This is a genomic window from Deinococcus apachensis DSM 19763, assembly GCF_000381345.1.
Classification (GTDB): Bacteria; Deinococcota; Deinococci; order Deinococcales; family Deinococcaceae; genus Deinococcus; species Deinococcus apachensis.
The window spans coordinates 795,591-821,103 of sequence record NZ_KB906398.1 but is presented as its reverse complement, the minus strand read 5'-3'; the positions used below and the strand labels follow the sequence as shown (position 1 = coordinate 821,103).

Annotated in this window: 31 protein-coding genes; 17 read left to right on the top strand and 14 right to left on the bottom strand. The window is 70.4% G+C overall.

Translation table 11 applies throughout. The features are described from left to right. The first annotated feature begins 222 nt into the window (after positions 1–222). Positions 223–1,365: an MraY family glycosyltransferase gene (locus F784_RS0104165; protein ID WP_019585447.1), complete on the top strand. Its 1,143-nt coding sequence runs from the start codon at positions 223–225 to the stop codon at positions 1,363–1,365. 66 nt (positions 1,366–1,431) lie between these two features. Further along, entirely contained in the window at positions 1,432–2,589 is a 1,158-nt protein-coding gene (gene wecB / locus F784_RS0104160) for a non-hydrolyzing UDP-N-acetylglucosamine 2-epimerase (RefSeq protein WP_019585446.1), read from the top strand. Positions 2,590–2,595: 6 nt separating this feature from the next. Here the strand turns inward: wecB and F784_RS0104155 are convergent, their stop codons facing one another. Further along, the gene (locus F784_RS0104155) at positions 2,596–2,925 is read right to left on the bottom strand and encodes a hypothetical protein (RefSeq protein WP_019585445.1); all 330 of its coding nucleotides are present in this window, start codon (positions 2,923–2,925) and stop codon (positions 2,596–2,598) included. A gap of 91 nt (positions 2,926–3,016) precedes the next feature. On the opposite strand from F784_RS0104155, the gene F784_RS0104150 reads away from it, so the two are divergent. Continuing rightward, a complete protein-coding gene (locus tag F784_RS0104150) occupies positions 3,017–3,952 on the top strand; it encodes a diacylglycerol/lipid kinase family protein (protein WP_019585444.1) in 936 nt (311 codons plus the stop codon). 71 nt (positions 3,953–4,023) lie between these two features. Here F784_RS0104150 and F784_RS0104145 read toward each other — a convergent pair whose 3' ends face one another. Then, the gene (locus F784_RS0104145; RefSeq protein ID WP_019585443.1) at positions 4,024–4,734 is read right to left on the bottom strand and encodes a tetratricopeptide repeat protein; all 711 of its coding nucleotides are present in this window, start codon (positions 4,732–4,734) and stop codon (positions 4,024–4,026) included. 159 nt (positions 4,735–4,893) lie between these two features. Between F784_RS0104145 and F784_RS0104140 the strand changes: the two genes are divergently transcribed. The 11 genes from F784_RS0104140 (at position 4,894) to F784_RS0104090 (ending at position 13,344) form a co-directional block, all read left to right on the top strand. Further along, a complete protein-coding gene (locus tag F784_RS0104140) occupies positions 4,894–7,749 on the top strand; it encodes a hypothetical protein (protein ID WP_019585442.1) in 2,856 nt (951 codons plus the stop codon). 44 nt (positions 7,750–7,793) lie between these two features. Further along, positions 7,794–8,759 carry a protein-methionine-sulfoxide reductase catalytic subunit MsrP gene (msrP, locus tag F784_RS0104135; protein ID WP_019585441.1) on the top strand — a complete coding sequence of 322 codons (966 nt, stop codon included), beginning with the start codon at positions 7,794–7,796 and terminating at the stop codon, positions 8,757–8,759. 71 nt (positions 8,760–8,830) lie between these two features. Further along, a complete protein-coding gene (locus F784_RS0104130) occupies positions 8,831–9,385 on the top strand; it encodes a protein-methionine-sulfoxide reductase heme-binding subunit MsrQ (RefSeq protein WP_245557751.1) in 555 nt (184 codons plus the stop codon). A gap of 52 nt (positions 9,386–9,437) precedes the next feature. Next, complete coding sequence (locus tag F784_RS0104125) at positions 9,438–9,800, top strand: DUF3208 domain-containing protein (RefSeq protein WP_026332259.1); 363 nt, start codon at positions 9,438–9,440, stop codon at positions 9,798–9,800. Then, positions 9,797–10,015, top strand: coding sequence for a hypothetical protein (locus tag F784_RS0104120; protein WP_019585438.1), 219 nt, complete (start codon positions 9,797–9,799; stop codon positions 10,013–10,015). The genes F784_RS0104125 and F784_RS0104120 overlap by 4 nt, the downstream gene beginning before the upstream one ends. Further along, a complete protein-coding gene (locus F784_RS0104115; RefSeq protein ID WP_019585437.1) occupies positions 10,012–10,572 on the top strand; it encodes a type 1 glutamine amidotransferase family protein in 561 nt (186 codons plus the stop codon). Before F784_RS0104120 ends, F784_RS0104115 begins: the two co-directional genes overlap by 4 nt. A gap of 17 nt (positions 10,573–10,589) precedes the next feature. Continuing rightward, positions 10,590–10,817: a hypothetical protein gene (locus tag F784_RS0104110; protein WP_245557750.1), complete on the top strand. Its 228-nt coding sequence runs from the start codon at positions 10,590–10,592 to the stop codon at positions 10,815–10,817. A 70-nt stretch (positions 10,818–10,887) separates the two neighbouring features. Further along, positions 10,888–11,871 carry a porphobilinogen synthase gene (hemB, locus tag F784_RS0104105; RefSeq protein ID WP_019585435.1) on the top strand — a complete coding sequence of 328 codons (984 nt, stop codon included), beginning with the start codon at positions 10,888–10,890 and terminating at the stop codon, positions 11,869–11,871. 4 nt (positions 11,872–11,875) lie between these two features. Next, entirely contained in the window at positions 11,876–12,415 is a 540-nt protein-coding gene (locus F784_RS0104100; RefSeq protein ID WP_019585434.1) for a cyclin-dependent kinase inhibitor 3 family protein, read from the top strand. 16 nt (positions 12,416–12,431) lie between these two features. Continuing rightward, the gene (locus tag F784_RS0104095; protein ID WP_019585433.1) at positions 12,432–12,770 is read left to right on the top strand and encodes an antibiotic biosynthesis monooxygenase family protein; all 339 of its coding nucleotides are present in this window, start codon (positions 12,432–12,434) and stop codon (positions 12,768–12,770) included. A 70-nt stretch (positions 12,771–12,840) separates the two neighbouring features. Then, complete coding sequence (locus F784_RS0104090) at positions 12,841–13,344, top strand: hypothetical protein (protein WP_019585432.1); 504 nt, start codon at positions 12,841–12,843, stop codon at positions 13,342–13,344. Between the two features lie 50 nt (positions 13,345–13,394). On the opposite strand, the gene F784_RS0104085 is transcribed toward F784_RS0104090, so the two are convergent. The 5 genes from F784_RS0104085 to sdhC form a co-directional block, all read right to left on the bottom strand. Further along, on the bottom strand, positions 13,395–13,895 hold the full coding sequence (locus F784_RS0104085) for a DUF2243 domain-containing protein (RefSeq protein WP_019585431.1): 501 nt from the start codon (positions 13,893–13,895) through the stop codon (positions 13,395–13,397). Positions 13,896–14,022: 127 nt separating this feature from the next. Beyond that, positions 14,023–14,775: a succinate dehydrogenase iron-sulfur subunit gene (locus tag F784_RS0104080; RefSeq protein ID WP_019585430.1), complete on the bottom strand. Its 753-nt coding sequence runs from the start codon at positions 14,773–14,775 to the stop codon at positions 14,023–14,025. A gap of 19 nt (positions 14,776–14,794) precedes the next feature. After that, positions 14,795–16,546 carry a succinate dehydrogenase flavoprotein subunit gene (gene sdhA / locus F784_RS0104075; protein WP_019585429.1) on the bottom strand — a complete coding sequence of 584 codons (1,752 nt, stop codon included), beginning with the start codon at positions 16,544–16,546 and terminating at the stop codon, positions 14,795–14,797. Positions 16,547–16,556: 10 nt separating this feature from the next. Next, on the bottom strand, positions 16,557–16,934 hold the full coding sequence (locus F784_RS0104070) for a succinate dehydrogenase hydrophobic membrane anchor subunit (RefSeq protein ID WP_019585428.1): 378 nt from the start codon (positions 16,932–16,934) through the stop codon (positions 16,557–16,559). Then, on the bottom strand, positions 16,931–17,290 hold the full coding sequence (gene sdhC / locus F784_RS0104065; protein ID WP_026332257.1) for a succinate dehydrogenase, cytochrome b556 subunit: 360 nt from the start codon (positions 17,288–17,290) through the stop codon (positions 16,931–16,933). Before sdhC ends, F784_RS0104070 begins: the two co-directional genes overlap by 4 nt. A 251-nt stretch (positions 17,291–17,541) precedes the next feature. Here sdhC and F784_RS0104060 point away from each other — a divergent pair, with 251 nt between their 5' ends. Beyond that, positions 17,542–17,865 (top strand): hypothetical protein, encoded by a 324-nt coding sequence (locus F784_RS0104060; protein WP_019585426.1) that lies wholly within the window; start codon positions 17,542–17,544, stop codon positions 17,863–17,865. A gap of 13 nt (positions 17,866–17,878) precedes the next feature. Here F784_RS0104060 and F784_RS0104055 read toward each other — a convergent pair whose 3' ends face one another. The 3 genes from F784_RS0104055 to F784_RS0104045 form a co-directional block, all read right to left on the bottom strand. Continuing rightward, positions 17,879–18,811 (bottom strand): DMT family transporter, encoded by a 933-nt coding sequence (locus F784_RS0104055; RefSeq protein WP_245557749.1) that lies wholly within the window; start codon positions 18,809–18,811, stop codon positions 17,879–17,881. Positions 18,812–18,905: 94 nt separating this feature from the next. Continuing rightward, on the bottom strand, positions 18,906–19,415 hold the full coding sequence (locus F784_RS0104050; RefSeq protein WP_019585424.1) for a pyridoxamine 5'-phosphate oxidase family protein: 510 nt from the start codon (positions 19,413–19,415) through the stop codon (positions 18,906–18,908). 66 nt (positions 19,416–19,481) lie between these two features. After that, complete coding sequence (locus F784_RS0104045; RefSeq protein ID WP_019585423.1) at positions 19,482–20,741, bottom strand: MFS transporter; 1,260 nt, start codon at positions 20,739–20,741, stop codon at positions 19,482–19,484. Positions 20,742–20,813: 72 nt separating this feature from the next. On the opposite strand from F784_RS0104045, the gene F784_RS0104040 reads away from it, so the two are divergent. Beyond that, entirely contained in the window at positions 20,814–21,116 is a 303-nt protein-coding gene (locus F784_RS0104040; RefSeq protein ID WP_019585422.1) for a hypothetical protein, read from the top strand. 54 nt (positions 21,117–21,170) lie between these two features. Here F784_RS0104040 and F784_RS0104035 read toward each other — a convergent pair whose 3' ends face one another. The 4 genes from F784_RS0104035 to F784_RS0104020 form a co-directional block, all read right to left on the bottom strand. Further along, a complete protein-coding gene (locus tag F784_RS0104035; protein ID WP_019585421.1) occupies positions 21,171–21,455 on the bottom strand; it encodes a MarR family transcriptional regulator in 285 nt (94 codons plus the stop codon). Beyond that, on the bottom strand, positions 21,452–23,683 hold the full coding sequence (feoB, locus tag F784_RS0104030) for a ferrous iron transport protein B (RefSeq protein WP_019585420.1): 2,232 nt from the start codon (positions 23,681–23,683) through the stop codon (positions 21,452–21,454). The genes F784_RS0104035 and feoB overlap by 4 nt, the downstream gene beginning before the upstream one ends. Further along, the gene (locus F784_RS0104025) at positions 23,680–23,895 is read right to left on the bottom strand and encodes a FeoA family protein (RefSeq protein WP_019585419.1); all 216 of its coding nucleotides are present in this window, start codon (positions 23,893–23,895) and stop codon (positions 23,680–23,682) included. Before F784_RS0104025 ends, feoB begins: the two co-directional genes overlap by 4 nt. Positions 23,896–24,202: 307 nt before the next feature. Further along, positions 24,203–25,150 carry a DUF4384 domain-containing protein gene (locus F784_RS0104020; RefSeq protein ID WP_019585418.1) on the bottom strand — a complete coding sequence of 316 codons (948 nt, stop codon included), beginning with the start codon at positions 25,148–25,150 and terminating at the stop codon, positions 24,203–24,205. Between the two features lie 121 nt (positions 25,151–25,271). Between F784_RS0104020 and F784_RS0104015 the strand changes: the two genes are divergently transcribed. Continuing rightward, complete coding sequence (locus F784_RS0104015; protein WP_019585417.1) at positions 25,272–25,508, top strand: hypothetical protein; 237 nt, start codon at positions 25,272–25,274, stop codon at positions 25,506–25,508. Positions 25,509–25,513: the final 5 nt, after the last annotated feature.

The window sequence follows — 25,513 nt, the reverse complement described above, 5'->3', positions numbered from 1 at the left end:
CCCGCTCACCCCCTCTGCAAGCAGCTCTGCGAGTCCCGGCCTTCCCCCAAGGGCGAGGAGCTTTGGCCGCTGCCCTGGACGTGATTTTTTCCTTCCGTGGACCCGGGTAGACCTATCAGGTGACGCACCCGGCCCAGCAGGGACCGCTCAACTGGGCCGTCACCAAGGCATCCTCCCGCTTCGCCCTTCCCTCACCGCCAGCCTTTAGACTCCGGGCAGCATATGGAGTCCCTCAAGGCGCTCGCGGCGCAATTCGGTATCGCGGACCTCTTCGGGCGCGGTTTTTTCAGTGTGGTGCTCACGTTCCTGACAGCCTGGGTGTTCACCTGGCGCTTCATTCCCCGGGTGCGGGCCTTTGCCATCAAGGTCGGGTGGGCGGATATGCCCAACGAGCGGCGGCTGAACAAGGAACCGCTGCCGAATGCGGGCGGTCTGGCGATCTTCGCGGGCTTCCTCATCAGCGTGGTCGTCGCCTGGGCGCTGCGGCCCATCGTGATCGAGCAGGTGAACATTCAGGTGCTGGCGATCCTGCTGGGCGCCTCAGTCCTCGTGCTCACCGGCTTCATTGACGACCAGTTCGGCCTCTCACCCCTCTTCCGGCTGCTGGTGCAGGCGCTCGCGGCGGTGCTGCTGATCGTCAACGGGCTGAGAATCGACTTCAACGCCATCCCCTTCCTGCCCACGCTGCCCGGCGCGCTGAATGAGCCGCTCAGCGTGGGGCTCACCCTGCTGTGGATCGTGGGCCTCACGAACGCCGTGAACCTGATGGACGGGGTGGACGGCGTGGTGGGCGGTGTGGGCTTCGTGGTGAGCATGGTGCTGCTCGTCACGGCGGCGCAGTTTCCCGACCGGGCGGCGGCGGTCGTGCTGCTCGCCGGGCTGGCGGGGGCGGCGCTGGGCTACCTGCGGCACAACTTCAACCCCAGCCGCATCATCATGGGGGACGCGGGGGCCTACCTCTTCGGGTACACGCTCGCCGCCGTGAGCCTGCTGGGCACCCTGAAGGTGAGCGCGGGGGCCAGCCTGCTCGTGCCCCTGATCGTGCTCGCGCTGCCCGTGCTCGACACCACCCAGGTCGTCATCGGGCGGCTGGCGCGCGGCATTCGCAACCCGCTCGGCCACCCCGACAAGACGCACATTCACCACCGGGTGTTGGCCCGCACGGCCTCGGCCCGGCACACCGCCGTGATTCTGTGGGGCGTGGCGCTGCTCTGCGGCGTGATCGGGATGGTGGCGCAGGGGGTGCCCCTCGCCGCCATCGTGGCGACGGTCGCTGCCGTCCTGCTGTGCCTGTGGTTCGTCGCCTACCGCCGGGTGCGGGCGCTCGACCGCGAGGCGGCCCGGGTGGGGGGTCAGGGCGGGTAGGAACTTGCCAACTGGCGGGGCTGGGCGCAGGAGTCCGGCCCCGCTCCCTTTGATACCGTGGCCGGGATGACCAGCCCGGCCCTTCCCCCCCAGCCCAGACGCATCGTCCTCGCCTTCGGCACCCGGCCCGAGGCGACCAAGATGGCGCCCGTGTACGCGGCGCTCGCCCGGCAACCCGGCCTCACACCCCTGATCCTCTCGACCGGGCAGCAGCGCACCATGCTCGACGAGGCGCTCGCCGTCTTCGGCCTGACCCCCGACGAGGACCTGAACGTGATGACCGAGCGCCAGACCCTCGCCGACCTCACCGGGCGCATCGTGCCCCAGGCGGGTCGCAAGCTGCGCGAGATGGGGGCGGACATGGTCCTCGTCCACGGCGACACCACGACCTCCTTCTGCGTGGCCCTGAGCGCCTTCTACGAGGGCATTCCGGTCGGCCACGTGGAGGCGGGGCTGCGGTCGGGCAACATGGGGGAGCCCTTTCCCGAAGAGGCCAACCGCCGCCTGACGGGCGTGCTGACCACGCTGGATTTCGCGCCCACCCCTGGCAGCCGCGCCAACCTATTGCGCGAGGGCAAGGGGGAGGAGGGCATCTTCGTCACCGGCCAGACCGCCGTGGACGCCGTGCGCGAGGTCGCCGGGCGGGTGCCGCTGCGGCCCGAGTGGCGGCAGAAGCTGGAGGCGGGGCAGCGGCTGGTCACCGTCACGATGCACCGGCGCGAGAACCTGCCGGTGATGCGGGAGATGGCCGAGGCGCTGGCGGACGTGGCCCGCGCCCACCCCGACTGCTATTTCGTGTACCCGGTTCACCTTAACCCCGCCGTGCAGGAGGCGGTGCGGCCCGCCCTGGGTGAGTTGCCCAACTTCGAGCTGACCGACCCGCTCGATTACGCGAATATGGCGCCCCTGATGGCCGCCTCGACCCTGCTCGCCACCGACAGCGGCGGTCTTCAGGAGGAGGGGGCGGCGCTCGGCGTGCCCGTGGCCGTCCTACGCAACGTGACCGAGCGGCCCGAGGGGGTGGAGGCGGGGGTGCTTGTCCTGGCCGGGAATGATCCCGTGCAGATGCGCTCCGTTTTAACGACCCTGCTGGATGACGAGGCGACCCTGGCCCGGATGCGTACGGCCCGCAATCCCTACGGCGACGGGCGGGCCGCGGGGCGCATCGCAGGGGCGGTGGCGTGGCACTTCGGGCTAACCACGAGGCCGGAGGACTGGGCGTAGGGGCGATCAGTCCTCCCTGTCCAGTTCCTGGGTCAACTTCTCGCTCCAGGCGCGGCCCTCGTCCCCGCCCCACAGCAGCCAGGCGATGTACCCGCGCGAGGGCTTGCCTCCGTCCTCGCCCGTCTGGTCGAGGTTGTCGTGCGCGTGCCGCGGGAAGTAGTGGGCGACGTGCCGCACCTCCTCGGCGGAGAGGTCGCCGCCCGCCGCCAGCTTCTCGGCCATGTGTTCCCCGACCTCCGTGCCGCCGAAGCCGTGTTCGTCGCGCAGCCGCAGCCCCAGCGCGGCGTTCTCCTGCACCTTTTTCGGAATGCTGAGGTCCGTCTTTCCCTGAGCCATGCCCCAGCGTGGGCTGCCCCGTTCAATCGTGGGTGAGGTGCTCTTGCCCTCCCGTTAGGACGGTGTGTTCTCACCCTATGCTGGGAGAAGCGTGATCCACACACCTTCGCCTCCCCTTGTCCCCGACCGCCACTATGCCGTCGTGCTCAATCCTTCTGCCGGACGTGGCCTGGCCCGGCGCGAGTGGCCCCGGCTGGAGGCGGAACTGCTCGCCCGTGGCCTGCCCTTCGAGGTCATCAGCGAGCCGAGCGGCGTGGCGGCCCGAACCCGCGTCGAGGGCCTTCCGTCCGGGGTCGCTGTGCTGGCCGTGGGCGGGGACGGGACGGTGGGGGCCTTGCTGCCCGCACTCGTGGGGACGGGACGCCCCCTGGGCATCGTTCCACTGGGGAGCGGGAACGACTTCGCGGGAATGCTGGGGTTGCGGCCCGGGGACTTCGCAGGGGCGCTGGGCCGCCTCGCTTTCGCTCCCCGGCGGGTGGACGCCCTGCGCGCCACCATCCTGTCGGGCGAGGGGGAGGGGAGGACGCATCTCCTCCTCAACGGCCTGGGCATGGGCTTTGACGCCGAGGTCGCGGTCCTGACCCTGCGCGCCCCCACCCGGCTCTCCGGCTTCGGGCGCTACGCCTGGGCCGCGCTCGCCGCGCTGCGAAACCTCGCGCTCACGCCCGTCACGGTGGAGGTGGACGGCCGGGTGCTGTACGAGGGGCCGAGTGCCCTCACCGCCGTGATGAACGGCACCCGCTACGGCGGCGGCTTCCAGATCAGCCCCGCCTCCGATGCCCGCGACGGCCTGTTGCACGCGCTGGCGAGTGGGCGTGTCAACCGGGCGCAACTGCTGACCCTGATGGGCCGGGTGCTGCGGGGCCGCCACCTCGGCCATCCGCGCGTTCACCACGCGCCGGGCCGGGTGGTCACCGTAACCTGGGCGCGGCCCACCCACCTGCACCTCGACGGGGACCTCGCCGGGCGGGTGACGGCGGTTCGTGCGGAGGTGCTGCCGGGGGCGGTGACGTTGCTGAACGGGTAGGGGCCAGCAGAAAAGCAGAAAGCCCCAGCCGTAGCCCGGGCTTCCTCCTCTCTTTCTGACTGCCGATCGCCTTACTGCAAGCTCGCCAGCTTGGCCTTCGCCGCCTCCAGATCACGCTTTTCCCAGAAGGTGTTCGCGGGCAGGCTGACGGCCTTCTGAAGCTGGGCCGCAGCCCCCGCCTTGTTGCCCTGGAGGAGCAGGGCGTTGGCGTACTCGATGCGGTGGACGGCCACGTCGGGCTCCAGCGAGATGGCTTTCTCGAAGTTGGGCACGATCTGGTTCTTCTTCGCGCCCGTCAGGAAGGTGGCGGCCCCACCCTTGCTGACCAGGTTGGCGTGCCACAGGCCCAGCGCGACGTAGGCACCCGCCATATTGGGGCGCAGCCGGATGGCCTGGTCGAGGTTCTTGCGCACGTCCCCCGCAAGGTTCAGGCTCTGGAGGATGCCCACGAACTGTGCCAGGCGACCTTGCGCGCGGGCCAGCTCGAAGTAGGCGTCCGCGTTGTTCTTGTCGAGGGCGATGGCCTGCTTGGCGTAGCCCTGAGCCTTTTCGAACAGGCCCTTTTTCTGCGCGTCGGGGCTCAGGCTGGCCCCGGCCGTCGTGGCCTCGGCGGCCAGGGCGAAGCCCGCGCTGGTGTTCAGGGCGGCCGCGGCGGTCGCGGCCTCCTGCCACTTGCCCTGGTCGTAGAGGGCCTGGGCGGTTTGAATGCTCTGGGCGCTGGCGCTGACGGCCAGGGCGAGGGCAAGGGTCACGAGGGCCGGACGAAGGGGGGTCTGACGCATGGTTCCTCCTGTGGAAAAAGATGGGATGGACGTGAAAACTGGACCGAGTATACAGAGAGCGGGCTCGGCAGTCTGACGAAGCCTTCAGGTCCGGCGTGTTTCCCACTTTCTTGCACCGGGTCCAACCCACTGGGCGTGGGGTGGTAGCCTCACTCCAACATGGACTGGAAGGGGACCCTGGCGGACCTGCGCGCCCACCTGCCCCCGGCGCGGGAGGGGGGGCGGGAGCGGCGCGGCAGCCTGCGCTGGCTGGAGGCCGAGATGCGGGCGCGGGGGGCGAATCCCGCCTCGGTCCGCAACATCGTGTACCGGGACGTGGGCACGCCCGCCGACAAGGCTGCCCTGCGCGCCCTGCTGGGGGACCTCGCGCGGGAGGCCGGGCGACCGCTGGCGGGAGAGGCCGCGGGGGTCAGCCCCGCCCCCCTTCCCGACGAGCTGGAACTGCTGGGCCGCAGCAAAAAGCGGGCGTACAAGCAGTTCCTGGCGGGTGTGCGTGCGGGCCGCGTTTCCCGGCTGATCGTCACGGGCCGGGCGGGGGCGGGAAAGACGATCCTGCTCGACCACGTGGAGCGGGCGCTCCCCGGGGTGGAGGTGCGGCGGCTCAACTTGCGGGGGGACGCGTCGGTGATGCTTGACCTGTCCGGGGCGGGCAGTTCCTTTGCGGAGCGGGCGCAGGTTCAGGCGGACGCCGCGCGGGCGGCCTTCCCGGCGGCCCCCGGCGTGCTCCTCGCCCGCGTGACGGCGGACCTGAACTTCGCCGGGGGACCGCCCCGACTGCCCGGCGGCACGCCGACCACGCCCGCCGCCTGGGCCGCCGAACACCTCCTGCGCCGCGCCCCCCCGGGCGTCGCGGTGCTCCTCGCCCTGGAGGACCCCTCCGGGCTGCCGGATGGGGTGGCCGAGGTTATCAAGCTGCGCCCCCCCACCCCGGCCGAGGCGCGGGCCTATCTGATGGCCCGGCTGGGCGTCACGCGCGAGCGGGCCGACGCCCTGGTGCGCGAGACTGGGCGTCACCTCGACAGGCTCGCGCTGCTGGCCGGAGGTGGGCCGGAGGGGGCCACTCCCGACCGCCTGCTCGCCGACCCGGACGTGCGGCGCCTGGCGGTGGCGCTCGCGGCATTGGAGGGGGGGACGGCGGGCGTTTCCGGGGCCATTCTGGAGGTCGCGCTGGGGCTGCCGCTCACAGGGCTGCCTCCCCATGCCCGCGCCCTGCTGCGAGGGGAGGCCTCCGGCTGGACCCCCGTCCCCGCCCTCGTGGTGGCCCTCCCCCATGTTCCCGCCCGCGAACGGGAGGAGGCGCTGCGCCGACTGACCGACACTCCTCCCGCCCCTGGCCTCGCCCCCGCCCGGCTGGCCGCCCTCACCGCGCTGGGCGAGTGGGACGCCCTGGCCGCGTGGCTTGCCCGGCATCCCGACGATGCCCGGCACCTCCCGCCGCTGTGGCCGCGGATTCGCGCGCGGGCACGGGGCGGGACGCGCGAGGTGCTGGCCCGCGCCGTCGCCGCGCACCACGCCGGGCGCGGCGAGTACGACGACCCCCGCGCCCGGGACGCGCTCTTCACCCTGCTGGAATCCCCCGAACCCGCTGTCCGGGGCTGGGTACGGGTGAAGCTCGCCGAGAGCAGCGTGGACGCCGGGAACTTCGGGGCGGCGACCGCCCAGCTCGCCCATCCCGAGCTGAACGCTTCTTTGGAAGGGCGTCCTGGCCTCTGGACGACTGCCGCGCGGGCCGATGCCCTCCTCGTCCGGGCGGCGCTCGCCCGCTGGCGGGGGGACCTGGAGGCCGCCACCCACGCCGCGAGTGACCCGCGCACGACCCACGGGGGTCCCCGTGCCCACCTCTGGCGCGGCCTGATCGCCAAGGACGCGGGCCGCTGGCCGGAGGCGCTGCGGCACCTGCACCTCGTGCCCGCCGCCAGCCCGCTGCTCTCAGCCCGCGCGCTGTACCAGGAGGGGGACCTGCGGCTGCGCCTGGGGCAACCGGGCAGCGCCCTGGCCGCGCTGAACGGGGCGGCAGAGCGGCTGGAGGCGGCGGGAGCGGGGGCCGAGGAACGTGCCCACGCCCTGGCCCGCGCCGCCACCGCCCTGCGCCGCCTGGGCCGTCCTCGGGAGGGTGTGGCCTCGCTGCGGGCCGCCCTCGCCCTGCTGCCGGACGGCGAGGACCGGGGTGGGTGGGGCGACGCGGTGCTGCGCGCCCGGCTCCTCAGCGAGGGGGTGCCCATCCGGCTGGCGCTGGGGCAGCCCGACGCGGCCCTGGAGGACGCCGCCCGCGCCCTGGACCCCCTCGCCCGGCCCGGTTCCCGCCGCGCGGAGGCGGAGTACCGCACCCGGCGCACGCGCTACCGGGTGGCCCTCGCGTACCTCACGCGCGGGCTGGGGCGGCCGTACCTCCAACCCTTCGCGGGGGCCGTTCGGGATCACCCGGACCTCATCCATGCCCGCGCGCTGCTGGACGCCTTCCTGACCCGCCCACCCGCCCCCAGTGACCGCGAGCAGGTTCTCGCCTTCGACCTGCACCTCAGCCGGGCGCTGGCCAAGCCCGACCCGGGAGTGGCCCTGAACTACGTGACCCGCGCGCTCGACATGACCGACCACCCCTACGCTGAGGCGCTGGCCCGCGCTGGGTATGCCGAGGCGCTGCTGCGGGCGGGGCAGGACGAAGCAGCCCTCGCCCAGATCAACCGCGCCCACGCCCTCGTGCGGCGGGTGCAGGCGGGCTTGCCCGGCACGGCGGACGCCGACCCGGGCCTGGGCGCCCAGCTCCTCGCCCTGGAGACCCGGGCCACCATCGCGGACGGTCCCGCGACCCTGCGCTGGCTGCGCGAGGCGCTGACCGACCCCGCCCTCGCGCCCTTCCGGCCCGGCGTCTGGCGCGGGGCCGGTCAGGCGCTGGAAGAACGTCATCCCCACCCGGAGGCGGTGCTGCGGTCCCTCCATCCAGGCTGGGAGGCGGGAACGCTGCGGGTCCGGGACGCGCTCGCGCTTCTGGAGGCGCAGGGGGAGAACGGCCACTGAACCGAACCCCGGGGAAGGGCGTATACCTGTGAGGAGGAGACCCCATGACCCCCCCATCCCCCGAACGTGATGAGCCCGGCGCCCCTGATCCCGTTCGCCCGCGCCGCGAGTTCCTGAAAAACGCCGCCCTTTTCACCGGCACGGCCCTCGCGCTGGGCGGCGGCCTGGAACTGCTCACGCGCCGTCCCGGGGCGAGCGAGGCGGCGGGGGAGCCCCTGGTGCAGGCCCGCCGTCCCACCGGCCCCTACGACACCACCGAGGCGGTCACCCCCTGGGCACAGGCCACGAGCTACAACAACTACTACGAGTTCGGCCTGGGCAAGGACGACCCCGCCCGCCTCGCCGGAAGCCTGAAGACGCGGCCCTGGACGGTCCTGATTGATGGCGAGGTGCGGAAGCCCGTGCGGGTGGACATCGATACGTTGCAGTCCTGGTTCCCCCTCGAAGACCGCGTCTACCGCATGCGCTGTGTGGAGGGCTGGTCGATGGTGATGCCCTGGTTGGGCTTTCCCCTGGCGGCCCTGCTGCGGAGGGTCGAGCCGACGGGGCAGGCGAAGTATGTGCGGTTCACCGCTCTGGACGACCCCGCCCAGATGCCCGGCCAGCGCAGCCCCATCCTCGACTGGCCCTATGTGGAGGGCCTGCGGCTGGACGAGGCGCTGCACCCCCTCACCCTGATGGCGGTGGGGCTGGATGGCCGCGTCCTGCCCAACCAGAACGGGGCGCCGCTGCGGCTCGTCGTGCCCTGGAAGTACGGCTTTAAGAGCATCAAGGCGGTCGTCCGCGTCACCCTCACCCGCGAGCAGCCGCAGACGACCTGGGCGCTGGCCGCCCCCGACGAGTACGGCTTCTACGCGAACGTGAACCCCGCCGTGCCCCACCCCCGCTGGAGCCAGGCGACCGAGCGGCGCATCGGCGAACTGCGCCGCCGCCCCACCCTGCCTTTCAATGGGTACGCCGAACAGGTGGCGCATCTGTATCAGGGCATGGACCTGCGCCGCTTCTTCTGATGAGCCGGGCCGCCTCAAGTTCACGTTCTACCCCCCGCCGCGCCTTCCCGCTTCCCTGGCTGGAGCCGGGCGTGGTAGCTGGCGGAGTGCTGCCCGCCCTCGTGCTCGCCCTGGACGCGGTGACGGGGGCGCTCGGGGCCAACCCCGTCCAGCGGGCGACCCTCCAGACTGGGCTGCTCGCGCTCGCCCTGCTCCTCCTCTCGCTCGCCTGCACGCCCTTGCGCCTCCTGACCGGCTGGACCTGGCCCGCCCGTGTTCGGAAGGCCCTCGGCCTGCTCGCCTTCGGGTACGCGGCGCTGCACTTCCTGATCTACCTCCTCGACCACGGCTTCTCGCCCGGGCTGCTGCTGGAGGACGTGCTGGAGCGGCCCTTCGTGACGGCGGGTTTTGCGGCGCTCGTGCTGCTCGTGCCCCTCGTCCTCACGAGCACGCGGGATTCCGTGCGGCGGATGGGCTTCCCCGCCTGGCAACGCCTGCACCGCCTCGTCTACCTGGCCGCCGGACTGGGGGCGCTGCACTACTGGTGGGGGGTGAAAAAGGATCACACGGCCCCGCTGGTGGCAGCGCTGATCCTCGCCGTGTTGCTGGGCCTGCGTCTGCTGCCCAGGAGGCGGAGGCGCCCTTGAATCCTTCCTTATGACCTTCCGCCTTGGCCCGGACCGGGTATGCTGCGGGGCGATGAGCACCACTGAAGACCACGGGGCCGCCGGGGGCCGCGCTGCCGTGCGCCTGCTCCAGGGCTACCTGTGGCACCCCAAGGACGCCGACGTGGACCTGGAACACTACCTGCCCCACGAACTCGACGAGGCGCACGTGCTGTGGGACGCCGTGAACCCCCCCTTCGCCTTTTTCGAGAACGGCGAACCGACCGCCGGGCAGCTCTTCTACCAGTTCACTGTCCTGCGCCTGTACGACGACAAACCGGGGGGCGAGGACCTGCACGGGGACGCCGAAAAGGCCAGCGAGGCCTTGAATCCCCTGCTGGACGCCACCCCCGAGGGCGTGGGCTGGCAACTGTGGGAGGACCTGCGCGAACTATGAAGGGCGCCGTTCCTGGAACGGCTATCGCCTGGCTGGACCTGCGGGTGGAGGGTGATCCCCACCCCCGCCGCTTCGACAGCCCCGCCACCCTGCACACCTACCTGGTGCACGTCGAGCGCCTCTCGCCCGAGGCGGCGACCTTGTTGCTGGAGCGGGGCGAGGTCGGCCCCCCCGACGCGCGCCGGGTGTACCGGGTGCAGCCCCTGCGGCCATGACGGACGTGGCTGGCCCCGTCGTCGCCATTCCGGTCTACGTGGGCGTCAGCGAACTCGAACTGGGCCTCATGGTCGCGGTGTGTCGCCTGTGCGGGGGGGAGGAGGCAACCCGGACCGTCAACCGCTCGCGGGCGAGCATCGTGACCGCCGGGGGGTTGGTGAGTACGCCGCATGTGCAGTATGCGGCGCTGCCCGACCCCGCTGGCCTGCTCGTCCCCGGGGGCCCCGGGGCGCAGAAGGCGACCCGTGATCCCCTGCTGCGCGAATTCCTGGCCCGCCACGCCGCCCTGCCGACCGGGGCGAGCGGCAGTGGCCTCCTGCTTCTGGGCGACGCGGGCACGTTGCGGGGCCATACGGTGGGAGGACCCGCTGACCTCGCCGACACGCTCTGGGGCTATGCCCCGGACGGGGTGCGTCCCGGCGAGGTGGTCACGGATGATGGGCTGACGACCACCCCCGGTGGCCTCCCCGCCCTGCACGCCGCTCTCGCCGTCGCCGCGCGGGTCTGGGGCGAGGACGCGGCGAAGGATGCCGCCCGCCGCCTGGGGCACGCCTGATGGCGGGTGGGGGAGAGGTGTCGGAGCACGTCACGCTGCCAGGCGGACTGGACGACGACGTGCTGGCCGCCCTGCTCGCCACGCCTGGCGGCGCCGTCCTCCATGCCCGAAGCGGAGTGGACGCCACAGGTCGCGCCCGCACCGTCCTCACCCTCGCCCATCCCGACCCGGAGGTGGTTGCCCTCACGCGGCAAAATCTTCTGCGGGGCTGCCGGAAGGGGGGCGTGCGGGCCTTCGTCGTCTAGGACGCGGGAGGGGCCTCCACACCGCGCCCCGCTCCCAATCCCCCTTCCCCGCCTGCGCTAGCCTGCCCCCATGCTCGACCGCCCCCGCCGCCTTCGCCGCACTGCTGGCCTGCGCGCCCTGATCCGCGAGGTGACCCTGTCGCCGTCGCACTTCATCCACCCCATCTTCGTCCACGAGCAGGAGACGGAAGAGCCCATTTCCACCATGCCGGGCGTGAGCCGCCACAGTGTCGGGGGGGCCGTGGAGCAGGCGCGGACCGCGCGCGAGCTGGGCATCACCAGCGTGATCCTCTTTGGCATCCCCGACCACAAGGACCCGCAGGGCAGCCAGGCCTACGCCGAGGGCGGCGTGATCCAGCGCGCCGCGGCGGCGATCAAGGCCGCGCTGCCGGAGGTCACCGTGATCACCGACACCTGCCTGTGCGAGTACACCGACCACGGGCACTGCGGGCCGCTGTGCCAGACGGCGGACGGCGACTGGACGGTGGACAACGACGCGGCGCTGGAATTGCTGGCGCAGACGGCGGTGTCGCAGGCGCGGGCCGGGGCGGATGTGGTGGCGCCCAGCGCGATGATGGACGGTCAGGTGGGCGCCATCCGTGCGGCCCTCGACGCGGCGGGGTACGAGCACGTGCCCGTCATGGCCTACGCGGTGAAGTACGCCAGCGCCTACTACGGTCCCTTCCGCGACGCGGCGGGCAGCGCGCCCAGCGTGGGCAACCGGGCGTCCTACCAGATGGACCCGGCGGGCGGCGAGCGGGAGGCCCTGCGCGAGGCCCGCCTGGACGCCGAGCAGGGCGCCGACTACCTGATGGTCAAGCCCGCGCTGGCGTACCTCGACATGATCCGGCTGCTGCGCGACTCCTTCGACCTGCCCCTCGTCGCCTACAATGTCAGCGGCGAGTACGCGCTCGTAAAGGCCGCCGTGCAGGCGGGCTACATGGACGAGCGCCGCACGGTGCTGGAGACGCTGACGGGGATGCGCCGCGCCGGGGCGGACGCGATCATCACCTACCATGCGCTGGACGCCGCGCGCTGGCTGCGGGAGGGCTGAGCCGGTGACGAGCGAGACCCACCCCATCCGCGTGGACTGGATCGACACGGCGTTGTGGCCGGGACGGCTGGGGCTGACCTTCGCCCCCGGCAAGAAGGGGGCCAGCGTCCTTCAGGCGGGCGTGACGCACGACCGGGACCTGGCGGCGGACCTCGACCGGCTGGCCCAGGAGGGCGTGAACGTCCTCGCGCCGCTCATCGAGGCCCATGAGTTCGACCTGCTGGGCATTCCCGACTACCACACCCTGACGGGGGAGCGGGGCCTGACGGTGGTGGGCTGCCCCATCCGCGACGGCGACATTCCGGCTGACCTGCCCGCCTTTTTCGCCCTTCTCGACGAGCTGATGGAGCACCTGCTCGATGGGCGTCTGGTCGTCGTCCACTGCCGGGGCGGGCTGGGCCGGGCGGGGCTGACCGCCGCCTGCCTGCTCACCCAGGCGGGAATGCCGCCGGGGCAGGCGATAGCGCGGGTGCGCGAGGCCCGGCCCGGCGCGATAGAGAACGCGGCCCAGGAGCAGTTCGTCCACGACTTCGCCACTCGCTAGCCGGGGAGGAAGCGCCATGATCACCGTCGCCAACCGCATCTACGTCAGCCCGGAGTACCACGACCAGTTCGAGCAGAGGTTCCGCGACCGTGCCAGGCTGGTGGACGGCATGCCCGGTTTCATCGCCAATCACGTCCTGCGGCCCACGAAGGAGGGCGAGCCCTTCGTCGTCCTGACCTTCTGGGAGTCGCGGGAAGCGTTCGAGGCGTGGACGACCTCCGACGCCTTCCGCCAGGGGCACGCGCGCAGCGGCAGCCTGCCGCGCGAGGCGTTCAGCGGCCCAAACGTGCTGGAGATCCACGACGTCGTGCAGAGCAGCGGCTTTCCGGCGGGAACGCCCGCCGCGCCGCACTGAGGGCGGCCAGATGATGCGGGCTTGAGCGGATTCCCGCCAAGCCGTCAGAAAGGCCGCCTACACTGGACCCATGCCCAAAATCCCGCTGATCGCCCTGGGGTGCGCGGCGTTACTTGCCTCCTGCGCGCCCACCTACACCGCCTCTACCATCGGCCGCATCGTGAACGCCAGCACCGGGGCGGAGGGGACGGTGACCTTCCTGCCCGGCGCCCTGCGGACGAGGGCAGGGGACCCCTTCGGCGGGAACAATACCACCATCGTGATCGGCGGGCAGACCTACGCGGGCCGCACCGCGCTACTGGAGGGCGTGGCGGTGGCTCCGGCGTCTTCCAGCCTGAATTTTGGCATCGCCTTCGGGTCCGGGCAGTCGAACGGGAACACCTCCACTGGATATGGCGTCTTCCTGGGGACCCCGCCCGAACCGCGCGCCACCCTGCGCGCCGGGAACCTGATCGCCAAGACCGCTGGGGCCAATCCCCGGACGCTGAGCTGCACCCTTCAGGTCGACGAACGCGAACACGGCATCGGCGACTGCACCGGGAACGACGGGACGCGGTACGTGATGCAGTTCTGAGGGCGAGCATCGGAGAGGGGCCAACTGCGGGAGGTGTGGCCCCCTTTGCCTTACCCGTTCGCCGCCCGCGCATTCCGCATCAACCCCCAGCCCACCAACAGCATCGCTGCGCCCCAGATCAGAAAGCCGATGTCGTAGGCGAGCTGGTATGGCCCCGGGCGGACGTGGTGGATGCCCAGAATCTGGTGGTCGATCAGGCCCTCGACCACGTTGAAGAGCCCGAAGCCGAAGAGCAGCGTGCCGACGAAGGCGGAGGTCGGCCAGGCGGGATGCCTGCCCCGCAGCCCGCTCCACAGCAGGGCGGTGCCCAGCAGGGTGAAGAGGTAGGCGACCAGGTGGAAGAGCCCGTCGGCGAGCGTGTTCGCCCGCAGGTTCCCCGGTGTGTCGTGTGGATAGACGGCGCTGAGCATGTGATGCCATTGCAGCAGTTGGTGAATGACGATCCCGTCAAAAAATCCCCCGAGGCCCAGTCCCAGCAGAACGCCGCCATGCATCCAGCGCCGGTCGGCGTCCGCATGCTCCACGTCCCGCCCCAGCTCGCCCGTCGTCATGGCCCTGACAGTAAGGGAAGCCCGGGGCGAAAAGGACGGGGCCGCCTCAGCCCGGCTTGAGCGTTCCCACACGCCAAAGAGAAGAGGCGGAAGTCTGCGCTTCCGCCCCTCGTCCTTGCTGATCGCCTTACGACTGCTGGTACATCACCGCGCGCTTGACTTCCTCAATCAGCGTGGTGATCGGGATGTCGCGCGGGCAGGCCTCCGTGCAGTTGTAGGCGGTGCGGCAGCGCCACACGCCGGTGTTCTGGTTCATGATGTTCAGGCGCTGGTTGGTCGCCTGATCGCGGCTGTCGAAGATGAAGCGGTGCGCCTGCACGATAGCCGCCGGGCCGAGGTAGCTGCCATTCACCCAGAAGATCGGGCAGGAGGTCGTGCAGCTTGCGCACAGGATGCAGTTGCTGGAGTGCGCCATGCGCTCGGCCTGCTCGGGCGACTGGAGCCGCTCGGCGGCAGGTGGCGGGCTCTCGTTGATGAAGTACGGCATGATCGCCCGGTACGAGTCGAAGAAGGGCTCCATGTCGACCAGCAGGTCCTTCTCGACCTTCAGGCCGCGGATGGGCTCGACGGTCAGGGTGCCGCCGTTTTTCACCACGTCGCGCAGCAGCGTCTTGCAGGCCAGCCGGTTGCGCCCGGCGATCAGCATCGCGTCGCTGCCGCAGATGCCGTGTCCGCACGAGCGGCGGAAGGTCAGGGTGGGGTCGACATACCACTTGATGTAATTCAGGAGGTCGAGCACCCGGTCGGAGGGCTGGGCGTCCACCGGGTAGGTCTCCCAGTGGGCCTTCTTGTCCTTCTCCGGGTTGAAGCGCAGAACCTTGACGTTCACGCGCATCGCGGGCGTGGTGTAGGTGTCGATGGGGACGTGTTGTTCTGCCATGTGGGTTCCTTACTCGGCCTCAGTACACGCGCGGCTTGGGCTCGAAGGCCCGGGTGTAGCCCTTGAGGGCGACTTCCTTGTAGCCGATGAGCACGTTGCCGGGGTTGTTCAGGTCCTGGTAGGCCATGGTGTGCTTGAGCCAATTGGTGTCGTCGCGCTCGGGGTAGTCCTCGCGGTCGTGGGCGCCGCGCGACTCCCGGCGGTTCAGGGCGCTGGCGGTCGCGGCCTCCGCGCAGTCAAGCATGAAGCCCAGTTCCAGCGCCTCCATCAGCTCACTGTTGTAGCGCTGGCTGGGGTCGGTCACGCTGACGTTGCGGTAGCGGGTTTTGAGTTCCTTGACGATCTCGACCTGCTTCTCCATATCCGGCCCGTTGCGGAAGATGCCGACGTTGTTCATCATCGACTCCTGCAACTCGCGGCGGATGGTGGCGGCGTTGTCCTTGCCGCTGGCGTTCCGCAGGCGCTCGAACAGCTCGATGGAGTCGCGCTCGGGGTTCTCCGGCATCTCGGGATATCCGGCCGCGCGGGCGTACTCGGCAGCGAAGATGCCCGCCCGGCGCCCGAAGACGATCAGGTCGCCGAGGCTGTTGGTGCCCAGGCGGTTCGCCCCGTGCAGCGACACGCAGGCCTGCTCGCCCGCCGCGTACAGCCCCTCGACGCTGGTGCCCGCCCCGTCCGCCAGGCACAGCCCGTTCACGTCGGTCGGGATGCCGCCCATCGCGTAGTGCGCGGTCGGCTGCACGGCGACAAGATCCTTCACCGGGTCCTGCCCCAGGTACGTGCGTGCGAGGTCGGTGATCTCCGCGAGCTTGCCCTCGATGACCTCGCGCGGCAGGTGCGTCAGGTCGATGTGGACGGCGTCCTTGTCGTGGCCGACGCCGCGCCCCTCGCGGATCTCGGTGATGATCGAGCGCGAGACGATGTCGCGCGGGGCGAGATCCTTGATGGTCGGCGCGTACCGCTCCATGAAGCGCTCGCCCTGCGCGTTGCGCAGGATGCCGCCCTCGCCGCGAATCCCCTCGGTCACCAGGATGCCGAGTTTCGCCAGGCCCGTCGGGTGGAACTGGTAGAACTCCATGTCCTCCAGCGGCAGGCCCTTGCGGTAGTAGATGCTCATCAGGTCGCCCGTCAGCGTCAGCGCGTTCGAGGTGATCTTGTAGATGCGCCCGTACCCGCCCGCTGCCAGGATCACGGCCTTGGCGTGGAAGGTGTGAATCTCGCCGGATGCGAGGTGGTAGGCCACCACGCCGCAGCAGCGCCCGTTCTCGATGATGAGGTCGGTGACGTGGAACTCGTTGTAGAAGGTGGTCCCGGCCTTCACGTTCTGCTGGTAGAGCGTCTGCAGAATCATGTGCCCGGTGCGGTCCTTGGCGTAGCAACTGCGCTCGACCGCCGCCTTGCCGAAGTCGCGGGTATGGCCACCGAACTTGCGCTGGGCGATCTTGCCCTCCGGGGTGCGCGAGAAGGGCAGGCCCATGTGCTCGAGCTCGTACACCGCCTCGATGATGTCCTTGGAAAAGATCTCGGCCGCGTCCTGGTCGGTGAGGTAGTCCCCGCCCTTGACGGTGTCGAACATGTGCCATTCCCAGTGGTCTTCCTGCACGTTGCCGAGCGCGGCGCCGATGCCGCCCTGGGCCGCGCCGGTGTGGGACCGGGTGGGGTAGAGCTTGGAGATGCAGGCAACCGACACGTTGCCCTTGGCGGCGTAGAGGGCGGCCATGAGTCCCGCGCCGCCCGCGCCGACCACCAGTACGTCGTAACGATGGTGCATGTACGGTCCTTTAGATCGAGAAGAGGCCGATGGTGCCCAGCGTGAAGATCAGGGCACTGATCGTGTAGAAGATGGTCTTCACCCACGCGCGGTTGGGCCGCGAGCGCACGTAGTCCTCGATGGAGTACCGCGCGCCGTTCACCCCGTGCAGCATGGAGAGCGATAGGATCAGCCAGTCGTAGAACTTCCAGGCGGGCTGTTGCAGCTTGTTGACGACCGCGATGTACGTGGCGTCGGACTCGCTGACCTGGATGAAGGTCATGTAGATGTGACCCAGGATCAGGAACACCAGGACCAAGCCGCTGATCCGCATGAAGATCCACCAGTTCAGCTCGGCGTTCGAGTGCGCCTGCTGCCGGGCGTCGGTGAGGGTGCGGGCGCGGATCATGCCTCGCCCCCGATCAGTCGGCCGATCACCACGAAGGCGGTGTAGGCCGTGGCAAGCACGGTCAGGCCCAGCACCGCGTAGAACATCTGGCGCTGGTAGGCCACGCCCCGCCCGGTGAAGTCCATCATGATGATCCGCAGGCCGTTCAGGGAGTGGTACACGACTCCGGCGGTGACCGCGATCAGGCCCAGGCTGAAGATCGGCAGCTCATAGGTGGTGTGAACCGCCATGTAGGCCCGCTCGCCGAACACGAACAGGCTGATGCTGATGACATGGATCAGCAGGTAGGCCAGAATCGCCAGCCCGGACAGGCGGTGAAGCATCCAGGCCCACTGCCCCTCTCTTCCTCGGTACATTCCCTCTTCCTCCTCTTGCGCCTCTCCGTCTTTGCCCGGAGAGGACGGCGGGTTGCCGTGTGGGTGAAGCTTCACGCCACCTTTTCAGACGGCTCACAGGATAACACCCGTGTCTGGGCGTTCCGTCTTTTGTGTTCCGGTTGGCCGAATGCCTGCCTCTGCTCCTGGGGGGGGTGAAGGTGCCCTCAGACTACCTCCGTCCTGTGGGGCAGTTTGCCCCTCCTGGCCCCCATTCGCGCTAGGGTGCGGGCATGACGCGGCCAGACGTGCCCACCCCTCCCCCTACTGACGCCGAGTACGTCCGCAAACTCGCCCTGGCGATCCTCAGCACCCTTCAGAACAAGGGCCTGCTCAGCCCCGCCGAGGTCGACTCCATCCTGATCGCCGCCCGCCGCGCCGCCCAGGAGTCGGCCGCGAGGGGCGGGCGCACGCCGACCCAGGAGCAGACACCGCCCGCCGAGCCCCTGCAGCAGGTCGCGGCCCAGCCGTCCCCGGAGCAACCAAAAGAGGACGCCAAGCCTGAAGGCGACGAGGGCGAGCGGCAGCCGCCGGTGATCGACTTCAAGCTCGACTGAAGAGCAGCACGGGTTACTCAGGCCGCGCTTTTCCCCCAACCCGAGGGGCCCCCGGCCAGTTGGCGAGGGCGGCCCCGGCCAGAATGACCCCGGCGCCCAGCCACACGGCGGGCGGCAGGCGCTCGTGCAGCACGGCGGCGCTTAGCCCCAGCGCGACGGCGGGGGCCAGCGTGTTCCAGACGCTCGTGCGCGCCGCACCCAGTACCCGGGCACCGTTCGCCCAGCCCAGGTAGGCGATGACGTTCGCCCCCAGGGCGCTGAGGGCGACCCCAACCCAGGCCCAGGGCGGCGCGTCCCCCGGAAACGTCAGGTGCGGGACGGCCCACAGCACGTAGGGCACACACCCCAGCACCAGGCTGAAGGCCACGAAGGGAATGCCGCCCACCCGTTCCCCCAGCGGGCGGTTCCAGAGCGTGTACAACGCCCAGACGGTCGCCGCCGCGATGATCCACCCGAAGCCTCCCAGGGTGACCGACATGCCGGGTTGCAACGTGACGGCAAGCAGCCCCATCAGCCCCGCGAAGGCGAGCAGCACTCCGCCGACCTGTCGCCCCGAGGCCCGTTGCCCCAGCAGCAACCCGAGCGGTACGACGAGCACGGGCACCAGGCCATTCACCAGCCCGGCCACGCCTGCGGGGTTGGCACGGATGCCTGTCAGAAAGAACGCCTGAAACAGCGTATTTCCCAGCAGGCCGACCAGGGCCACCTGGGCCCAGGTCCGCCCGTTCCAGCGGGGCCAGCCGTGCGCCCGCACGCTGAGGGCCACGAGGACCAGCCCGGCGATCAGGAAGCGCCCCACGTTGATCGTCTCGGCGTTCAGGTGGCCGCGGACCAGCAGCGCCTTGAGCAGCACGACGTTCCCGCCCCACAGGGCCACCGTGAGCATGACCCCGGCCAGCGCACGTCTTGTCTGGGCCGGGGTGGAATGGGGAAGGGCGGCGGTCACAGGCCCGAGGATACGGCCTGGGGTCCGGGGAGAGGACGGAGGGAACAGGGCGGAGGCGCGGGCTGGTGCTCCCGCGCCTCCGCTCCGTTGCCCTTTAGAACTCGACCGTCTCGTTCGTCCCCAGGTCGGTGGCGGGCTTGCCCGTGATCGCCGCCCGGGCCTGCTGGAACATGTTCTTGAGCTTGCCGTCGCTGCCCCAGTACTCGCCACCCTGCGCCTCAATCTTCACAAGCTGGACCGAGGGATCGTCGATGCCGCCTGGGAAGTACGCCTTGTAAGCGTCCGTCCACAGCTCCTCCAATTTGGCGCGGTCCTCGACGAGCTGCGCGGCGCCGCTGATGCTGACGTAAGCGCCCTTGCCGTGGTCGGCGTAGCTCACATTGACCTGCGGGCGGGCGGCCATGGCCTGCACCTGCTGGGTGTCCCTGCCGCCGATGAACCACACGTCGCCGTCGAACTCGGTCTGCTGGGTGGTCATCGGGTGGGCTTGCAGGTGGCCGTCCTCGGTCATGACCGTCAACATGGCAAACTTGACGTTCTTCATGACGGCAGCCATCTCCTTGATCGTTTCCTCGCGGCTGGGGTGTTCGTGTTGTTGCTCCATAGCACGAAGCATGTCATGGCCGAGCTCACCCCCTTTGGTGAGATGGGCACCGTCTAAAGGTTGCCGTCAGGTTGCGTGAGCCCGCCCCCGCATGACTTCCGGCACGTTCCGCACAAGGACCACGCCGAGCAGGAAGAACAGCGCCGCGATGCCGAAGACGAGCGTATAGCCGAGGTTTCCCCCCTGTGCGTTGCCCCAGTCCAGAAGGGCTCCCTGCGGCGCGCTGGAAAGCTGCGGCGCCACGAAGGCCACGTGCCAGATGCCCATGTCCCGCGCGTAGCTGCTCGCGCTGGGCATGGCGTCGCTGCCCAGCGCCCAGTCCACACTCGTAAACGCCCCGAAGCCCAGCCCGAAGAACACGGCGAGGGCCAGTGCCGTCGGGTAGGACGGCGCGACGAGCAGCAGCAGCGCCGCCGCCGCCATCGCGCTCCCCGCTACGTAGATCACCGGCTTGCGGCCCACCCGGTCGCTGATCCGCCCACCGATGAGCGCAGAGGCGATGCTCCCAACAATGATGCATACGAGCATGATCGAGGTGCTGGTCGCCGGGTCGCGCTGGCGCAGCACGTCCACGTTGTAGTACTGGAGGAAGGGTTGCACGCTGTACTGCCCGAGGGCGAACAGCACCCGCGTGACGAACACCCACAGGAAAGGCTGGTACGCGAAGAGCTGCCGCCACGAGAGAGCGGGCTGGGCCGGGGTGTGGGCGGGTGGCCCTTCCCTCTCCGGCACCCCGCGCAGCGTGATCAGGGCGGGCACGAACAGCACTAGGGCGATCAGTGCGAAGGAGACGAGCACGGGGAGCTTCAGCAGGCCGACCACAAACGCCGTCACCGCCCCCAGCAGTTGCCCGACCGCCTGAAGCAGCCCCATGACGCCGCTGTAGCGCCCACGCTGCTCGGGTGGCACAAGTTGCGGGATCAGGGCGCTGTAGGGCGCCGTCGCGTAGTTATTCCCGAATTGCACGAGCAGGAAGCCAAGGACGTATACCCAGAAGCCCCCCAGACCCACCAGCGCCGTAGCGGCGAAGGCCATCACCGCCAGGCCCGCCAGGTTCACGCCCAGTCCCAGCCGGATGTACGGCAGCCGCCTCCCCGTGCGGTCACTGCGCGCCCCAATGATCGGCGGCAGCACGAGCGCCATCACGGCCCCTACGGCAGTCAGGGTGCCCAGATAAGTGCCCTTCTGCCCCTCGCCCACGAAGCGCACGACGTTGGCGGGCATCAGGATCAGGAGCAGCAGGAGCCAGTGAAACGCGGTGCCGAACCAGAACGCGGACAGCACCCACGGGCTGACGCGCGCGGCGGCGGGGGGGGGAGTCGTCATGTGCGGCCAGTATAGGCCTGGTCTTTACCGGCCCTTCACCCCGTCCCAGTGAAGGAAAGGCACACTGCCCCCATGACCGCGCGAATGAACCTGCAAGATACCCTGACCGCCTTCCAGGCCGCCTTCACCTACGACCACCCTGAGGGGCTGACGATCACCCCGCATGTGGACGACGGCACCTTCCGCGTCGAGGTGCGCCACCAGGACGTGAACGCCCTGCGCGGTTTCGACGTGATCGCCGAGCCGCTGGAGAGCGAGAAGCGCGACGCGGTGCAACTCGGCGAGGACGTGGCCCGGGTGGTCGAGCAGGAACTGATGTACGGCCAGCTCCCCGTCGTGGGCGAGGACGGCGCGTTCCGGCGCATCGTGGTGTGAATTCAGCAGTGAGGGGGCGGATTACGCATTGAGTCCGCCCCTCTGGCATTTCCCTCAGCGCACCCGCTTCAGGTAAGCCTCGCCCCGTGGGGTGAGCCTCAGCAGGTGCAAAGGGGCGGCCTCCCCACCCACGTTGCGGCACAGGCTCTTCAGGGCGCAGGGGCCACAGGCGCAGCCCTCCTGCTCCGGTACAGCCTCCTGCACGTAGCCCCCCGCTTGCAGGGTCCGCAGCATCCCTGTCAGGGCCGCCTCACTGCTCCCCAGGGTGCGGGCGAGTTCGGCGGGGGTGCGCGGCTCCCCCGACACCGCGCCGAGGATGGCGGCCAGCGGCGTGGTCACAGCAGCCTCGACGCGATCTGGTAGACGAGGAAACCCATGACCCAGGCGGTGGCGAGCTGGTAGGCGACCGTGGTCCACGCCACTCGCCGCCCGTGCTCCTGCGCCAGCGCGCCGACGGTGGCAATACAGGGCGTGTACAGCAGCACGAACACAAGGTACGCCAGCGCGCCCGCCGGGCTGAAGGCCCGCGCCAGGGCCGCCGCAAGGGGCGTCTGCGCGTCGGCAGAGGTGTCGGCGCCGAGACTGGGCAGGGCGAGAACGGTGGGCAGGGCCAAGACGCTCGCCTTGATCGCGTCCCAGGTGGCAGTCGCGGCCTGCCCCACTCCGGCGAACAGACCCAGCGGGGCCGGAGCCTCGGCCTGCTCGCCCAGGTAAATCTGCCCCAGGGTGCCCACCACGACCTCCTTGGCGACGAAGCCGGGCACGAGCGCCCCCGTCGCCTGCCAGTTCCCGAAGCCCAGCGGTGCGAAGACGGGCGAGACCGCCTGGCTGACCCGCCCGAAGAGGCTGTCCTGCGGGGGGACGGTGGCGAACTGGCCCCCCGCCACGACCGGGATGGCGAGCAGCAGCCACACGCCCGCCACGGTCGCCAGCACGGTGGTGCGCGCTCTCTTCGCAAAGCTCGCCGTGCGGCGCCAGGCGTGCTTCCACAGCACCTTCCAGGCGGGGAAGCGGTAGGGCGGCAGTTCCAGCAGCACCCCGCCCCCCTCGGCGGGCAGGGCGGTGCGGCGCAGCAGCAGGGCGAAGAGGAAGGCGACCGCCATGCCCAGCACGTACAGCGCCCAGACGAGGAGGCTTCCGTGACGCGGAAACAGCGCGGCGGCGAACACCACGTACACCGGCAGCCGCGCCGAGCAGCTCATGAACGGGAGGATCATGCTGACGAGCAGCCGGTCGCTGCGCCGCTCCAGCGTGCGGGTCGCGTACACGGCAGGCACGTTGCACCCGAACCCCAGGATCAGCGGGATGAAGGCCCGCCCATCCAGCCCCACGCCGCGCATCGCCCGGTCCATCAGGAAGGCGGCGCGGGCCATGTAGCCGCTGTCCTCCAGGAAACTCATGGCGAGGTACAGCACGAGCAGGGTGGGCAGGAAGCTCAGCACCGTGCCCACGCCGGGGATGATCGCCCCCACCACGAGGTCGCGTGCCAGGGGGAACCAGCCCAGGGCCGCTGCCGCCCAGCCGCTCACCGTCCCCTGCAGCGGTCCCCCGATCAGGTCCACGAAGGGAGAGGCCACGCTGAAGGTCAGCCGGAACACCAGCAGGACCAGCGCCAGGAAGAGGGGAATGCCCAGCCACGGGTGCAGCGCTAGGCGGTCCAGCCGCTCGCTGAGGGTGCGCCGCGCCTCCGCCTGGGGCACGGCCACCCGCGCCAGGTCCCCCGCCCGCGCATACCGCGCCTCCGCGATCTCGATGAGGGCGTCCACCCCCTCCGTCTCCAGCGCGGCGAGGTGCGCGTCCGCCGCGTCGAGCAGCGGTGCGTGGCCGGTCGCCGCCAGCCGCCCGCGCACGCTGGGGTCCCCCTCCAGCAGCGCCAGCGCCAGGTAGCGGTGCGCGTGCGGGGGCAGGGTTGGGAGTTCGGCCATGCGTCCGGTGAGGTCGGCCACGGCACTCTCAACCGCCTCTGGGTAGCGCACGCCGATGCCCAGCGTCGCCCCCGAGAGCGCCTGGTCCAGCAGCTTCCCGGTGCCCTCGCCCCGGCTCGCCACCGTCTCGACCACGGGCACGCCCAGCGCCCGCGACAGCGCCGCCGGGTCCACCGTGAGGCCCTTGTCGCGCGCCTCGTCCACCAGATTCAGCGCGACCGCCAGCGGCACCCGGAAGTCGAGGAGTTGCAGCGTGAGGTAGAGATTGCGCTCCAGGTTCCCGGCGTCCAGCACGTTGATCACCGCGTCCGGCGCCTCGTCGAGCAGGGCCGTGCGGGTGATGAGTTCCTCGGGGGTGTGGGGGCTCAGCGAGTACGCGCCCGGCAGGTCGAGCAGGTAGACGGGGCGGCCCGCGTGGTTCAAACGGGCCTCGCGCTTCTCGACCGTCACGCCCGACCAGTTGCCGACCTTGAGCCGGGTGCCCGCCACCGCGTTGATGAGTGTCGTCTTGCCGACGTTTGGGTTCCCGACCACCACGACGCGCGGCTCCCGGGCGGCGCGCAGCCGTTCCAACGTGGTCGCACAGGCGGCCTCGTCCGGCACGAGCAGATCCGGCGGGGGCGCGGGCGGCAGCGTGGTCATGCCCGCACCCGGATGCCGCGCAGGTCCTGCGCCCGCAGCGCCAGATCGGTTCCGTTCACCCGCACCTCGACCGGATCACCCATCGGTGCCCGGCGCACCACGGCCACCCGCGCCCCCCGCACGAAACCCAGTTCCAGCAGCCGCCGCCGCAGGGGGTGCCGGGGGTCCAGCGTGACCACGTGGGCCGCCTCGCCGGGGTTCAGTTCGTTCAAGCCTCGTTCTTCCATCGTACCCCCGATACCTGACTAGCCTACTCGGAATTAGGAGAAAGGCAAGGGGTCGAACGTCTGGGGAGAGGGGCGTTCCACCGAAGTCTGAACCCTTGGCCCGACGGCTTACGGCGAAGCGGCCCTGGCACAATCCCCGCTCAGGGCGCGTCACACACCAGTGGTTGAAGGCGCCGGGACAGACGCAGACCTCCGTCCTGTTTCTGCGAGCCCAGCCTCTGCCAGGCTGTGAGGGCCAGAAGCCGAAACAAAACCGCCGCCCCAACTCTGGAGCGGCGGATATGGAAAGGACTCAGCGGCGGGTGACCTTGATCTCGAAGCGGCTGCCCTTCTGCTTGACTTCCAGGGTGGCGCGACCGTCGCCCTTGCGGAACTCGCCCCGGATGTGGTTGCCGGTCTGGCGGGAACTCGTCTGGGTGTACCCCTCGGCGCGCAGGCGGGCGGCGTACTCGGTATAGACGGCGCTCAGGCTGCCCTGGCGCTCAACAGTGGTCTGCCAGTCGCGCACGTTGGGCAACGGCGCGGGCTGCGGGGTGGTCGGCTGGACCTGCACCGACAGGGCCTTGGCGGTGGGCGCGGGCTGAATGGGGTTGGGGCGTGCCGGTGCCGACGTGGCGGGGGCCGGAACCAGCAGCGGCGTGGCCGAGCCGCCCCCCGTGTTCCCAGCAGGGGAGACGACGGTGTAGTACGCGGTGTCGCTGATCCAGCTCGTCTGCTCGACGGGCTTGACGACAATGCTCAGCGCCTGGGCGAGCTGCTGCTGGCCCTTGACATTCACGGTGGCAAACGAATTCTGCTGCGACTTGAAGGAGGCGATCTGGTCGAGGTTGAGCTGCGTGCGGCTCGCCAGCGCCAGCACCTTGTTCAGGCCGTAGGGGGTGGAGACGTCGAAGGTGAAGGGGTCGCCGGGCGAGGGAAAGGCGCGGGTGGTGTTCGCCTTCAGGAAGTTGCCGCCGCCCTGGTACTTGTTGGGCAGGATCAGGTCGACGTTGCCCTGGGGGTCCACGTTGAACAGGTACACGTAGGCGTCCTGGTTCACGCTGGTGTACAGCCGGATGCGCTCGCCCGGCGTGTAGCCCGGCGCCTGGGCGCCGCTACTGTCGCGGTCGGTCCAGACCTTCACGCTGAGGTTGGTGGGCACCGGGTTCACGATGATGCTCTGCGCGCTGATGACGGGCGCGGCGCTCGCCGTGCCGACCAGCAGGGCGCAGAGGGCCTTCAGGGGAGTGAGAACCTTCATGCGCCCACTCTGCCCTCCCCGCTTGACCGCCGCCTGACGGGGCCCTCAGCTGGGGTGAGAGACCTCTCACTTGAACTTCATGCCTGATCGGCCCTCGGGCGCTGCCCGCTAAGCTGGGGACATGGAGCAGCTCAGCACCCGCATCGTCGTGGGGACCCAGACGCCCGTTCGAAACGAACTCGTCCTGATTCACGGCAGCGTGACGGACCAGGACTGGGAGGCCCTGCGCCGCGCCGCCGCCGGGGACGGCGAGGTCCTGCTGGACACCGAGTATGGCCCCTGGAGATTCCGCATCACTCCGGGGGCCAGCCCGGACGCCTTCCACCTCGTGAGCGTCGGCCAGCCCGGGGAGCACTGAGGGGT